Genomic DNA, 13,135 nt, shown 5'->3' with positions numbered 1-13,135 from the left:
CTTTAAATGGATGGGGTTGTATTAATATCCTGTGGCGTTTCTTCGATGTTAGAGATTATTTTAATTCCGGCTATTTCCTTCGCCAACTCTTCGTATTTCACAGCTCCCAGATTATTTTTATCATAGAGGGCGATTGGCTTGCCATAGCTCGGGGCCTCGCTCAACCGGATACTGCGGGGAATAATCGATTCATAAACTTTTTCTTTGAAACTATTCTTTACTTCCCGGATAACTTCCCGGCTAAGATTCGTGCGGAAATCCGCCATTGTCAAGACGATTCCTTCTACTACCAAATTCTGGTTCAGATTATTCTTGACCAAGGTAATAGTATTCATTAATTGCGCTAAACCTTCAAGCGCATAATATTCGCATTGAACGGGAATCAGTACAGAATCAGCTGCAGACAGGGCGTTTATGGTTAACAGCCCCAAGGATGGCGGTGAATCAATGATCACGAAATCAAAATTATTTCTCTCTTCTACCAAGCCCCTTTTTAGGCGATATTCCCTACCCATGGCGCCAACTAGCTCTACTTCCGCGCCAGTAAGATCCAGACTGGATGGCGCCAGAAATAAATTCTCTACCATTGTCTTCTGTAATATCTCCTGGACCCCTGCTTCTTCCAAAAGAACATGGTAGGTGCTTTTTTTTATGCCGTGACGATCAACCCCCAAACCGCTGGTGCAATTAGCCTGTGGATCAAGGTCTATAACTAAGACTTTTTTGCCTAATAATGCCAGATAAGTAGAAATATTGATCGCGGTGGTGGTTTTAGCAGTTCCACCTTTCTGATTACATACCGCTATTACTTTTCCCATTGTGTTTTAATGGTTTAGGCGACGTTTCACGCGTAACTATGTGCTCTTTCTATATCCATTTCCCTTATAACAATATTATCCGAATTTTCTTTTTCTTGTCAAGGATTATTATTTACCAAGGTAACTCGGATTTTAGCCATTTTTGCTCCGGGCATGCCAAAAAGCCCTTTTTCTTCTTCGCAAAGAATCTCAATCTTAACCTGATCCCGGCTTGCGTTTAATTCCTTTAGGCCCGCTTTAACCGCCCCTTCAACCGTCTTGCCCTCTATTTCCAGCTTGGTTACTTTATTCATTTTGCTTTAACCGTTTTTAACTGGTAGATCAGGGTAAAAACGCTATTGATCGACCAATACAGAACTAACCCTGATGGCATACGATAAAACAAAAACCCGAACATTACCGGCATAATTATCAATAATATCTTTTGTTGTTCTGCTCCAGCTCCTCCCATTTTGGACATTGATGATTTTTGTTGGAAAAACATTATTCCAGCCATCAATAAAGGCAAGATATTAATCTCATTCCCCAAAAGTGGCAAAGAATTAGGTAATATAAATAATCTATCTGGTGCCGCCAGATCCCGGATCCACAAAAAATGCGCCCCCTTTAAAGCAATTGACCGTGTTAAAACCTGGTACAAAGCAAAGAAAATCGGTATCTGCAGAATAAGCGGCAAACATCCGCCTAAAGGATTAACTTTATTCGTACGATACAATTCTATCATTTCCTTGTTTAATCTCTGCGGATTATCCTTATATTGCTTTTTTAATTCTTCCATCTGCGGCTGGATTGCCTGCATTACCTTCATTGAGCGCATCTGTTGCAAGGTCAATGGATACAATATGATATAAATTATAAAGCTCAAAATAATTATAGCCCATCCCCAATTATGGACCAGACCAAACAAGAATTCCAACATTTTAAGCATTACTTGCGCAATGACATCAAATGTGCCGTAATAAATGATAGCCTGCCAGTCTTTATTATTACTTCCAATGATCTTTAGATCTTGCGGCCCCAAAAATGCGTTAAATTTTAAATCAATAGTCTGTCCTGAAGCAATTTGGTATACTGATGATAATACCCTAACTTCGGTCTCATTGGGATTAATTTTAACAAGGCCTCCGCTGTAATCCATATCCAGCGGTTGAATTATCGCGCAAAAGTATTTTTCACGTAACCCTATGAATTTTAAATTGTTAAATGTTTTAGCGCGTTTTATATTAGGATAAAAGTTTTTTTCTTTCGTGCTGACAATAACATCCTGCGGATTAAGTTGTGCGTTGGCCGCGATATTTAGCACTCCCAAGGTTATGGGGATTTGAATACTTAAATTCGCCTTGGTTTTATTTTGGACATTAATCTCTAATGTTGTGGAATACTTAGTGTTATCAAAAATAAAGCGTTTAACAATTGTTTTTTCTTTATCGGAATATGCATATGTAACTTCATTATTCCCAACGCTTTGTCTAATAAATTCCCATTTAGGATCACCTATTGATAACCCGGCTTTCAAGGATAATTTATAGTTATTATATTTGTTAAAGGTAATTTCTTTAATTGTTGCAGATGGTTCGCTAAAAATCACTTTACTGTTGTTATTTTGATATTCAAATTGTCCAAATTCAATATTTTCCTCTTTCAGAGCTGGAGGTGGATTTTCCGGGGACACAAGGGAGGGTTCGTTATTTTGACCAGCGATCCGGACAACAGGTGAAATCCCGGCTTTTTGGCTGGGTTTACCCACAAAGGCAGACCAGCCGAATAATACCACAAAAGACAACGCTAACGCTAAAATCAATCGTTTTTCCATAATTTAGTTAAGCGGATCAAAACCGGATTTACCCGATAAAGGATGGCAGCGCAATAACCTGGCCGCGGCCTTTAACCCACCCCGTAGTAAACCGTATTTGCCCACAGCCTGTTTTGCGTATTCCGAGCAGGTCGGCCAATAGCGGCAGGATAAAGGCAGCATACGGCTTATATATTGTTGATAAAAATTCAGAAGGGCTATTACCAGTCTTCGCAAGATTAAAGACAAAGCACTTTTCTTCCTTTTCGTCTCCGACGAGCCAGGACCTTTCTTCCGGCCTTTGTAGCCGCTTTGCTAAGAAAACCCTGGCTGCGTTTCGCCACTATATTGGATCGCGTCTTGATGTGTTTTTTCATTTCTCACTGTCCTTTTGTTAGAGTGTTTTTAATTATAACACAAATAAAACCCAAGTCAACACTTAGTGTTTTGAACGAAGGGGGATTTTATCACGAAACATTTTACCGGTCAAGGAATTCTTCATCGCCTGAAACGTTATTTATATTGACTGCGAAAAAAAATATTGTATAATACATAAGGGTTTTTGTGATCTTCGAGCGTTTTAACCGCCGGAAGAGATTTTCCACAAAGTTATCCAATCTGTTAATAAACTGTGGATAGGGTTAATTAAACATGCCAGACCTAAAAACAAGCTGGGAGAAGATAAGCGGTTATTTAAAGGCTAAGGTCGGAGATACGGTTTTCCAGACCTGGGTTATGCCTTTGAAGCCGAAAGAAGGCCGGAATGGGACTTTTGTCCTGGAGGCGCCGGATACCTTTTTCCGCGATTGGGTGGAAAAGCACTACCGGTCGTTGCTCCTTGAGGCGGTGGAAAATGTTTTCAAAGGGCCTGTCGAATTAGTTTTAGATGTCGCTGCGGGAGCTCAAGCAAAAGACAGGACAGTCAAGCACCACCAGGAGCAGCCAAAAGCAAAGATGTTGGAACCGGACGCGAACCTGAATTTAAATCCGCGGTATACATTCGACAATTTTATTCTCGGCCCGTCCAACCGCCATTCTCACGCGTATTCAAAAGCGGTCGCCGAAATGCCCGGGAAAAATTACAACCCTTTGTTCATTTACGGCGGGGTGGGGCTGGGGAAAACCCATCTTATGCAGGCCATCTGTCATCACCTTAAAAACGCTTTCCCGAATTTAAAGATATGTTATATGCCTTCGGAAAAATTCACCAATGAATTAATAGACGCTATTCAGCACCATTCCACGCCGGCCTTCCGACAAAAATACCGGAACACCGACATCCTGGTTCTGGACGATATCCATTTCATCGCCGGTAAAGAATCCACGCAAGAAGAATTTTTCCACACCTTTAATTCCTTGTACGACGCGCATAAACAGATCATTATCTCTTCCGACCGGCCGCCAAAGGAAATCGCCAACCTGCAGGAAAGGCTGGTTTCGCGTTTTAGCTGGGGATTGACCACTGATATCCAGCCACCGGACCTGGAAACCCGCGTAGCTATTTTAAAAAAGAAAATTGAGCGCGAACCGGTTACTGTCCCGGATGATGTTATTTTTTTCATCGCCCAACTGATTAAAACCAATATCCGCGAGTTAGAAGGGGCTTTGATCAGGATTATCGCATATTCACTGCTGGAAGAAAAAAACATTACCCTTGAATTGGCCAAAGAAGTGCTTAAAGACTTGATAAAAGAACCCAAAAAACTAACCACAGTGGATTTTATCCAACGCTGTGTGGCTGAAGAGTGCGGGGTAACTATCCAGGACCTGAAATTAAAACGCCGGAATAAAATGATCGTCCTGCCTCGGCAGATTGCAATGTTTTTAAGCAGAGAGCTTACTGATTTGTCTTTTCCGGAAATAGGGGTTAATTTTGGGGGGAAGGATCATACTACTGTTTTACATTCATATAACAAAATAAAAGAGGAATTAAAGCTTAATGCCGCATTAAAAACTAAAGTAGATAAGATTATACAGGTTATCCAACAATAAATTAACCGGTTATTAAGAGGTAAATTTTTAGTTAAGTTTAATTGGGTTAATAAGATAAATAGATTTTAACAGAAACGAAACCTTATTACTGATAATACGATATTTAAATTTAATATAATAATAATAATAGGAGGCACGAATGCGGTTTAAAGTGAGTAAGGATGTTCTGTCCAGAGGGATTGATACTATACAAAATATAATCAGCGCAAAAGCAACCTTACCTATATTATCAAACTTTTTACTGGAAGCGCAGAAAGATACTTTAAGGTTAACCGCCACAGATCTTAATATAGGAATAAGCTGTGTAATCCCTGTGGATATCCAGGAACAGGGGGTGATAACTATTCCTGCCAGGAGATTTAGCAGTATTATAAAGGAATTATCTGATAATGAAGTAGAGGTTAATACCAAAAAAAACAATATAGTGATTATTGAGAGTAAAACCTGTCAATTTAAAATAATTGGACTGCCGGCAGAGGAATTTCCAAAACTGCCGGAATTTAAAGATAAGGAAGCGATAAAAATAGAACAAGCGCTTTTAAAACATATGCTCAATCAGACCGGATTCGCGGTTTCTTTGGATGAAACAAGGTATATTTTAAATGGGATACTTTTTAAAATATCCAAAGATCAGCTAACTTTGGTGGCAACAGATGGGAAACGCCTGGCAATCAGTAAGAGTAAGCTTACCCAGCCGGTAAATAAAGAGGTGAGTATAATTGTTCCGTTAAAAACCATACAGGAATTACAAAGGAACCTTAAGGAGATGGGGGACGTGTCGCTTTTGATCGGGCCGAACCAGATTCTTTTTGATTTTAAAGACGCGGTAATCATCTCCAGGTTGATTGAAGGGGAATTCCCGGATTATCAGCAGGTGATCCCGCCGGCTTGCGAGAACAAGATAAAGATCAATAGGGAACAGTTTTTATTGGCTATCCGCCGGGCGTCGCTTTTGGCCACGCCGGATTATCAGGCGGTTAAATTCGAGGTGTTCAAGGAAAAATTGGTGATTTCAAAGTCCACCCCGGATGTGGGCGAATCCAGGGAGGAAGTGCCTATAGAATACCAGGGCAAAGAGATCGTGATCGGGTTTAATCCCGTGTACCTGATTGATGTGCTGAAAAACCTGATCGGCGAAAAAATCGACTTCGAAATATTAGGAAGCGAAAAACCGGGGGTTGTCCGCAGCGAGGGGTATGTTTATATCGTCTTGCCGATGCGGTTGAGTTAAAATAATTTTATGGAACCGATAAAAAACTCTGTTTTATCCTTGCTGTCGGATTTAAAGGCCAAAAAACAGGGGTCCGGTTTTCTTTATCCCGACGGTCTGCTAAAGAGAGGCTTCGCTAAAAAAGAACTCAAGCATATCAAATTCGGTTCGGTTAAAAACGGGATCCTGTATATAACCGTGGATTCCCCGGTTTGGGCATATTATCTGAATATGCAGAAAAAAAGGATATTAACCCGGTTGGCGGCAGGGCCGTCCGGGATAAAGGATGTCCGGTTTAAAATAGGCGATGTCGGCGAAGGGAGTTAAAAATTTATTGCAATAAACAGTATTAGTGATACAATTACTTAATTTTCAAAAGGCTTAATATGAAAGACAAAGAGAAAAAGACAAAAAAACCTATGAGCGAACCAAAAGCAGCGGGTAAGATGAAGACCTATGACGCCGGCGCAATCCAGGTGTTGGAAGGGCTGGAAGCGGTAAGAAAAAGGCCGGCTATGTACATCGGGGATACCTATACCCGCGGGCTGCATCATATGGTTTATGAAGTAGTGGATAACTCGGTCGACGAAGCGCTGGGAGGGCATTGTTCCAAGATCGATGTTATGATCCGCGCCGACAATAGCGTCAGCATCGCGGATAACGGCCGGGGGATCCCGGTGGATATGCATAGAACGGAAAAGAAGCCGGCGGTAGAAGTCGCCCTTACCGTGCTGCACGCCGGCGGTAAATTCGATCACCAGTCGTATAAAGTATCCGGCGGATTGCACGGGGTGGGCGTAAGCGTGGTTAACGCCCTTTCTGAATGGCTGGAGGTGGAGGTAAAACGCGACGAAAAGATATACCATCAGCGCTATGAACGCGGCAATACCGTATCCAAGCTGACGGTTATCGGGAAATCCAAGAATACCGGGACAAAGGTTACTTTTAAGCCGGACAAGGAGATATTCAAGTCCATAGATTTCTCTTACGACATCCTGGCTACCCGTTTGCGCGAGTTGGCCTTTTTGAATAAAGGGCTGGAGATAAATTTAAAAGACGAGCGCCAGGAAAAAGAAACGGTATTTAAATTTTCCGGGGGGATCGTTTCTTTCGTGGAGCACCTTAATAAAAATAAAGCCCCTTTGCACAATAAGGTGGTTTATTTCGAGAAAGAAAAAGAGGGGATCTACCTTGAGGCCGCCCTGCAGTATAACGACGGTTATTCCGAAAGCCTTTATTCCTTTGCCAATAATATCAATACCATCGAGGGAGGAACGCATCTTTCCGGTTTTAAGTCGGCTTTGACCCGGGCGGTCAACCAGTACGCCAAAAGCAAAAACCTTTTAAAAGACGATATCTCTATTTCCGGGGACGATACGCGCGAAGGCCTGACCGCGGTAATATCGGTAAAGATACCCAATCCGCAGTACGAAGGGCAGACTAAGACCAAATTAGGTAATTCCGAAGTAGAAGGCTTGACCGCTTCAACGGTGTTCGACGCCCTTACCGGCTTCTTCGAAGAAAACCCCCCGGTTGCGAATAAAATAGTGGAAAAGGTCCTTTTGGCTTCCCGCGCCCGCGAGGCCGCGCGCAAGGCCAGGGAATTGACGCGCAGAAAGGGAGCACTGGATTCCGGGGGCTTACCGGGGAAACTGGCGGATTGCTCGGAAAAAGACCCGGCTTTGTGCGAGCTTTATATTGTGGAAGGCGACTCAGCCGGCGGATCCGCCAAGCAGGGGCGCGACCGCAGATTCCAGGCGATCCTGCCGATCAAAGGTAAAATATTAAACGTGGAAAAAGCCCGGCTGGACAAAATTCTGTCAAACGAAGAGATCCGAACGATCATTACCGCGCTGGGGACCGGGGTAGGCGAGGAATTTGATATCGCTAAACTGCGTTACCATAAATTAGTTTTAATGGCTGACGCCGATGTGGATGGTTCTCATATCCGCACCTTGCTGCTGACTTTAATATACCGTTATTTCCCTAAGCTTCTGGAAGACGGCCATATTTATATCGCTCAGCCGCCTTTGTTTAAAATTAAGCGAGGTACCCGCGAAGAGTACATTCCGACCGAACAACACATGAATGATTTATTGCTGGACTTGGGCAGGGAAGACGCGATTTTTGAGCGGCTGAAGGACAAGCAGGTTTTTACTGATCGCCAGTTTTGCGAACTTCTGGGTTTATTGGTAGAACTTGAAAAACTGGGGAAAAATCTTGGCAAAAAGGGAGTGGACTTTGCAAAATATCTCAATTTTAGACACCAAAAGACCAAAAAACTGCCTATTTACAGGGTAAAAGTGGATGGTAAGGACCAATTTGTCTATTCGGATGAGGAATTAGCGAAATTGGTGGAAAAAGAAGGTAAGGAAATTGAATCTGACGTCTTGGAACTTTTTGAATCCCCGGATATTGAAGCGCTTTTGCTAAAAATTGAGAAGATCGGGCTGGACATTACGACTTTGCTTACCGAGGCTCCGCATCAGGTTAAAGAGGGCGCGAGTACGGAAGTGGCCAAGAAAGCCAAAGCTGTTTACCGGGTGAAGCACGAGAAGGAGCAGCATGATTTTTCGTCTCTTAGGGAAGTCTTGGGATTTATCAAGAACAACGCCACCAAAGGTATGCATATCCAGAGGTACAAGGGTTTGGGTGAAATGAACCCCATCCAGCTTTGGGAAACCACTATGGATCCCGAGAAAAGAACCATGTTAAAAGTTACCCTGGAAGACGCCGTGGAGGCCGATGAGATGTTTACGGTTTTAATGGGGGACCAGGTGGAGCCACGCCGGAAATTTATCGAAGACAACGCTCATCTGGTAAAAAACCTGGATATATAAAATGTATACACGCAATGAAAAAGTAAATCCTGTTTCTATCGAGTCCGAAGTAAAGGACGCGTATTTAAATTATTCAATGAGCGTTATTGTCGGCCGCGCGCTTCCCGATGTGCGAGACGGTTTGAAGCCGGTGCATCGCAGGGTGCTTTTCGCGATGCAGGAGTTGAATCTCGATCACTCCAAGACGTATAAAAAATGCGCCCGTATCGTCGGGGAGGTCCTGGGTAAATACCACCCTCACGGGGATACCGCGGTTTATGATACGCTGGTCAGAATGGCGCAGGATTTTTCCCTGCGTTATCCTTTGGTTGAAGGCCAGGGGAATTTCGGTTCGGTCGACGGGGATGGCGCCGCGGCTATGCGTTATACCGAGGCCCGCATGGCTGCCATCACCGACGCGATGCTTGCGGATATTGATAAAGACACCGTTAATTTTGGCCCCAACTTCGATGCCTCTTTGCAGGAGCCTTTGCTATTGCCTGCGGCATTGCCCAATCTTTTGGTAAACGGGTCCAGCGGTATCGCCGTAGGCATGGCTACCAATATACCGCCGCATAATTTATCCGAAGTAGCGGACGCGATCGGTTATATTTTGGATAATCCCGAAGCCGAGATCAAAGACCTTTTACGCCATATTAAAGGCCCGGATTTCCCTACGGGCGGGGTGATCTGCGGCAAGTCAGGGATAAAAGACGCCTATGCTACCGGCCGGGGCAAAGTTACGGTGCGGGCCAGGGCTATCGTCGAGCATCAGAAGAACGGCAAAGACCTTATCGTGGTCAATGAAATACCTTACCAGGTTCAAAAGGCCGGGCTGATCAGTGTTATCGCGGATCTGGTCGATGACAAGAAGATCGAGGGTATATCCGATCTTCGCGATGAGTCGGATAAAGACGGGATGCGTATTGTTATCGAGTTGAAGCGCGATGTCGAACCCCAGATAATCCTGAACCAGCTTTTCAAGCACACCCAAATGGAGACCACCTTCGGCATTATAATGCTGGCCTTGGTGGAAAACCGTCCACGGGTGCTTAATCTGCGCCAGATCCTGGATTGTTATATCGGGCATAGAAAGATCATCATCCGGCGAAGGACACAGTTCGAGCTGGATAAGGCCTTAAAGAGGGCGCACATCCTGGAAGGGTTTAAGATCGCCCTTAAATTCATTGATCGGATCATCAAGGTGATCAAGACCTCCAAAACCGTGCCTGCGGCTAAAGAGAACCTGATGAAAGAATTCGGGCTTTCCGATGTTCAGTCCCAGGCGATCCTGGAAATGCAGCTGCAGCGTTTGACCGCGATGGAGCGAGACAAGATCGAGGCCGAATACCTGGAGCTTTTAAAGAAAATAGAATTATGCAGGGCGATCCTGGCTTCGGAAAAGAAGATAGAAGGGATCATCAAAGAAGAGCTCGCGGAATTGAAAAAGAAATACGGGGATGAGCGACGGACGGATATTGTCGGAGAGGTGGAAGAGCTGGAGATTGACGATCTTATAGCCGACGAAGATGTGGTGGTGACCATAAGCCACGGTGGGTATATAAAGAGACTGCCGGTAAGCGCCTACCGCAAACAGAAACGAGGCGGCAAGGGGGCGACCGGAGCGGACCTGAAAGAAGAAGATTTTATCGAGCATCTTTTTGTGGCCTCGACCAAGGATTACCTCCTCGTTTTCACGGATAAGGGGCAGGTTTACTGGGTCAAGGTGTATGAGATCCCGCAGGCAAGCAAGGTCTCCAAGGGCAAGGCCATAGTTAACCTTCTGGAGCTTAAATCCGGGGAAAAGGTCAGCTCGACCATCCCGGTGCGGGAGTTCTCCGCGGATAAATTCCTGGTTATGGTCACTAAGCTCGGCTCGATCAAGAAGACCTGTCTTGACGCCTACGGAAATCCGCGCAAAGGCGGGATCATCGGGATCACCCTGGAAGATAATGATGAGCTTATCGGAGTGGAATTGACCGACGGCAAGCAGGAGCTTTTGATCGGGACAAGAGAAGGAAAGGCGATTAGGTTCCCGGAAAACCAAGTCCGGGATATGGGCCGGGCGGCCCGCGGGGTCAAGGGGGTATCTCTGGGTAAAGAAGACGAGGTTATCTCTATGGTCCTGGTGCAGAAAGACGCCACTATATTAACGGTTACCGAATTGGGTTTTGCCAAGCGTACCCCGGCCAAGGAATATCGCTTGACCCGCAGGGGAGGCAAGGGTATTATTAACATCAAAGTTACCGATAAGAACGGCCCGGCGGTAAATCTTAAGACAGTTAATGATAACGACGAATTGATGGTGATCACCCAGAACGGGATGTTCCTGCGTTGCTCGATCAAAGATATTCGGGAAACCGGCAGGGCTTCGCAAGGCGTATGCCTTATCAAACTGGACGGCAAGGATAAGGACCGTGTTTCCTGCGTAGCGCCGGTGATTGCCGAGGAAGAATAGATCGATCAGTCCCCATCGTCTAGCCTGGTCTAGGACAAGAGCTTTTCAAGCTCTCGACACCGGTTCAAATCCGGTTGGGGACGTAAATTTATTAGTCAATAATCAATAGTCTATAGTCCATAGTTTCAGAAACCGCCGTTAACGTTTACCGATTATGGATTATCGACTATAAACCCTTCAGCGTTTAACTATAGCCATATGTGCGGCATAATCGGATATGTAGGGCAACGCCAGGCCCAGCCAATCCTGCTTAACGGACTGAAATCGCTGGAGTACCGCGGATACGATTCCAGCGGAATGGCGGTGATCCTTTCCAACAAACAAACACTTTCCATAAGAAAATCTCCGGGTAAGATCAGCGCTCTGGAAAATATCCTCAAAAAAAAACCGCTCAACGGAACAAGCGGCATCGCCCACACGCGATGGGCGACCCACGGTGCGCCTAATCAGGAAAATGCCCATCCACACGCGGATTGCACCGGCGAGCTCGCCCTGGCCCATAACGGGATCATCGAGAATTACTCAAAACTCAAAAGCGAACTTATTAAAGAGGGGCATAAATTCGTAAGCCAGACGGACACCGAGGTGATAGTTCATCTGGTAGAGAAATTTTATAAAAAGGTCGACCTTGAGGGGGCGGTCAGGAAAGCCGTATCTAAGCTGGAAGGGTCTTTTGCCATAGCGGTCATCTCTAGCCGGGAGCCAGGGAAATTGGTGGGCGCGCGGATGGGCAGTCCGCTTATTGTGGGGCTAGGCAAGTCCGAGAATTTCCTGGCTTCCGATGCCCCGGCTGTATTGGGATCCACAAAGGATATCGTCTTTTTGGAAGAAAACCGCATCGCTGTCATTACCCCGGATCGCTGCAGGATAACCGATTTTTCAGGCAAACCGGCAACTTTCAAGAGCTCGCGGATCAGTTGGGATATTACCCAGGCGCAGAAATCCGGATACAAGCATTTTATGCTTAAAGAGATCAACGAGCAACCCAAGATCATCCGGGATTTCCTAAATGCCAGTATCGATTACGGGAAAGGGAGTATAAAGCTTGAAGAGCAGAATATCCCGTTGTCCCAGCTGAAGAAGATAGATAATATCGCGATAGTCGCCTGCGGAACAGCTTATCACGCGGGGTTAGCGGGCAAATATATACTGGAATCTCTTTGCCGTATATCTACGGTAGTTGATGTCTCCAGCGAGTTCCGTTACAGGGACCTGCTTATAGATGATAAAACCCTGGTTATCGCCATCAGCCAGTCAGGGGAGACTGCGGATACTTTGGCCGGGGTGAGGGAAGCCCGCCGGCGCGGGGCGCGGGTGCTTTCTATATGCAATGTTTTTGGTTCTACGTTGACCCGGGAATCCGACGGGGTCATTTACACGCATGCCGGTCCGGAGATAGGCGTAGCTTCGACCAAGGCCTATACCGCCCAGATAACCGCGTTGTACATATTTGCTTTTTATCTCGCCCGGATCCGGAATATCCTGTCCCCGGAGAAAATAAATAAATATCTGGCAGGCCTGAAAAAGATTCCCTCTCTGCAGGAAGCGGTACTTAAAGGCCAGGATAAAATAGCCGAACTGGCGCGCCGGCATTCGCACTTCGGCTCGTTCCTGTATCTGGGCAGGAATATAAATTTTCCCTCTGCCCTGGAAGGGGCGTTGAAATTGAAAGAGATATCCTATATCCCGGCTGAAGGATATGCCGCCGGCGAAATGAAGCACGGCCCTATTGCCTTGATCGACGAATACCGGGCGGTTGTCTGTATAGCCTGCGCGTCCAAGGTATATGAAAAAATGATTTCCAACCTTCAAGAAATCCGTGCCCGCAAAGGGGAGATCATCGCTATAGCCACTTGCGGCGATGAAAAGATAAAAGATCAAGCCGGAGAGGTTATTTTTGTACCCAGATGCGACGAGATATTTTCTCCGCTCCTGGCGGCTTTGCCTCTGCAGTTGATCGCCTACCATATCGCGGTTAAAAGAGGCTGTGACGTGGATCAGCCCAGGAATCTGGCTAAATCAGTGACCGTCGAATAAAATCAAAGA

General features: G+C 45.4%; 11 protein-coding genes and 1 tRNA gene. 7 read left to right on the top strand and 5 right to left on the bottom strand.

Annotated elements, in window-relative coordinates; all coding sequences use genetic code 11:
* Positions 1 to 2 precede the first annotated feature (2 nt).
* The 5 genes from M0R35_00320 to rpmH all read right to left on the bottom strand — a co-directional run bounded on the left by M0R35_00320 (position 3) and on the right by rpmH (position 2,987).
* A complete protein-coding gene (locus tag M0R35_00320) occupies positions 3 to 818 on the bottom strand; it encodes an AAA family ATPase (protein ID MCK9594112.1) in 816 nt (271 codons plus the stop codon).
* Positions 819 to 916: 98 nt separating this feature from the next.
* Positions 917 to 1,111: a Jag N-terminal domain-containing protein gene (locus M0R35_00315; protein ID MCK9594111.1), complete on the bottom strand. Its 195-nt coding sequence runs from the start codon at positions 1,109 to 1,111 to the stop codon at positions 917 to 919.
* Positions 1,108 to 2,631 carry a membrane protein insertase YidC gene (gene yidC / locus M0R35_00310; GenBank protein ID MCK9594110.1) on the bottom strand — a complete coding sequence of 508 codons (1,524 nt, stop codon included), beginning with the start codon at positions 2,629 to 2,631 and terminating at the stop codon, positions 1,108 to 1,110. Before yidC ends, M0R35_00315 begins: the two co-directional genes overlap by 4 nt.
* Positions 2,632 to 2,634: 3 nt before the next feature.
* Positions 2,635 to 2,847 (bottom strand): membrane protein insertion efficiency factor YidD, encoded by a 213-nt coding sequence (yidD, locus tag M0R35_00305; protein MCK9594109.1) that lies wholly within the window; start codon positions 2,845 to 2,847, stop codon positions 2,635 to 2,637.
* A gap of 2 nt (positions 2,848 to 2,849) precedes the next feature.
* The gene (gene rpmH, locus M0R35_00300) at positions 2,850 to 2,987 is read right to left on the bottom strand and encodes a 50S ribosomal protein L34 (GenBank protein MCK9594108.1); all 138 of its coding nucleotides are present in this window, start codon (positions 2,985 to 2,987) and stop codon (positions 2,850 to 2,852) included.
* A gap of 274 nt (positions 2,988 to 3,261) precedes the next feature.
* Here rpmH and dnaA point away from each other — a divergent pair, with 274 nt between their 5' ends.
* The 7 genes from dnaA to glmS all read left to right on the top strand — a co-directional run bounded on the left by dnaA (position 3,262) and on the right by glmS (position 13,126).
* On the top strand, positions 3,262 to 4,602 hold the full coding sequence (gene dnaA / locus M0R35_00295; GenBank protein MCK9594107.1) for a chromosomal replication initiator protein DnaA: 1,341 nt from the start codon (positions 3,262 to 3,264) through the stop codon (positions 4,600 to 4,602).
* Positions 4,603 to 4,741: 139 nt separating this feature from the next.
* Entirely contained in the window at positions 4,742 to 5,833 is a 1,092-nt protein-coding gene (gene dnaN / locus M0R35_00290) for a DNA polymerase III subunit beta (GenBank protein ID MCK9594106.1), read from the top strand.
* Between the two features lie 9 nt (positions 5,834 to 5,842).
* Complete coding sequence (locus tag M0R35_00285; GenBank protein MCK9594105.1) at positions 5,843 to 6,139, top strand: DUF721 domain-containing protein; 297 nt, start codon at positions 5,843 to 5,845, stop codon at positions 6,137 to 6,139.
* Positions 6,140 to 6,231: 92 nt separating this feature from the next.
* Complete coding sequence (gene gyrB / locus M0R35_00280) at positions 6,232 to 8,652, top strand: DNA topoisomerase (ATP-hydrolyzing) subunit B (GenBank protein ID MCK9594104.1); 2,421 nt, start codon at positions 6,232 to 6,234, stop codon at positions 8,650 to 8,652.
* Between the two features lies 1 nt (position 8,653).
* Complete coding sequence (gyrA, locus tag M0R35_00275) at positions 8,654 to 11,089, top strand: DNA gyrase subunit A (protein MCK9594103.1); 2,436 nt, start codon at positions 8,654 to 8,656, stop codon at positions 11,087 to 11,089.
* A gap of 8 nt (positions 11,090 to 11,097) precedes the next feature.
* A tRNA-Glu gene (locus tag M0R35_00270) sits at positions 11,098 to 11,172 on the top strand.
* 115 nt (positions 11,173 to 11,287) lie between these two features.
* Positions 11,288 to 13,126: a glutamine--fructose-6-phosphate transaminase (isomerizing) gene (gene glmS, locus M0R35_00265; GenBank protein ID MCK9594102.1), complete on the top strand. Its 1,839-nt coding sequence runs from the start codon at positions 11,288 to 11,290 to the stop codon at positions 13,124 to 13,126.
* Positions 13,127 to 13,135 lie beyond the last annotated feature (9 nt).

It is taken from the genome of Candidatus Omnitrophota bacterium, from assembly GCA_023227985.1.
Classification (GTDB): Bacteria; Omnitrophota; Gorgyraeia; order Gygaellales; family Profunditerraquicolaceae; genus JALOCB01.
This window is presented reverse-complemented; position numbering and strand designations above follow the sequence as displayed.

Coding starts and splice junctions, on each gene's coding strand:
- M0R35_00320 (MCK9594112.1), bottom strand. CDS start 818: ATGGGAAAAGTAATAGCGGTATGTAATCAGAAAGGTGGAACTGCTAAA.
- M0R35_00315 (MCK9594111.1), bottom strand. CDS start 1,111: ATGAATAAAGTAACCAAGCTGGAAATAGAGGGCAAGACGGTTGAAGGG.
- yidC (MCK9594110.1), bottom strand. CDS start 2,631: ATGGAAAAACGATTGATTTTAGCGTTAGCGTTGTCTTTTGTGGTATTA.
- rpmH (MCK9594108.1), bottom strand. CDS start 2,987: ATGAAAAAACACATCAAGACGCGATCCAATATAGTGGCGAAACGCAGC.
- dnaA (MCK9594107.1), top strand. CDS start 3,262: ATGCCAGACCTAAAAACAAGCTGGGAGAAGATAAGCGGTTATTTAAAG.
- dnaN (MCK9594106.1), top strand. CDS start 4,742: ATGCGGTTTAAAGTGAGTAAGGATGTTCTGTCCAGAGGGATTGATACT.
- M0R35_00285 (MCK9594105.1), top strand. CDS start 5,843: ATGGAACCGATAAAAAACTCTGTTTTATCCTTGCTGTCGGATTTAAAG.
- gyrB (MCK9594104.1), top strand. CDS start 6,232: ATGAGCGAACCAAAAGCAGCGGGTAAGATGAAGACCTATGACGCCGGC.
- gyrA (MCK9594103.1), top strand. CDS start 8,654: ATGTATACACGCAATGAAAAAGTAAATCCTGTTTCTATCGAGTCCGAA.
- glmS (MCK9594102.1), top strand. CDS start 11,288: ATGTGCGGCATAATCGGATATGTAGGGCAACGCCAGGCCCAGCCAATC.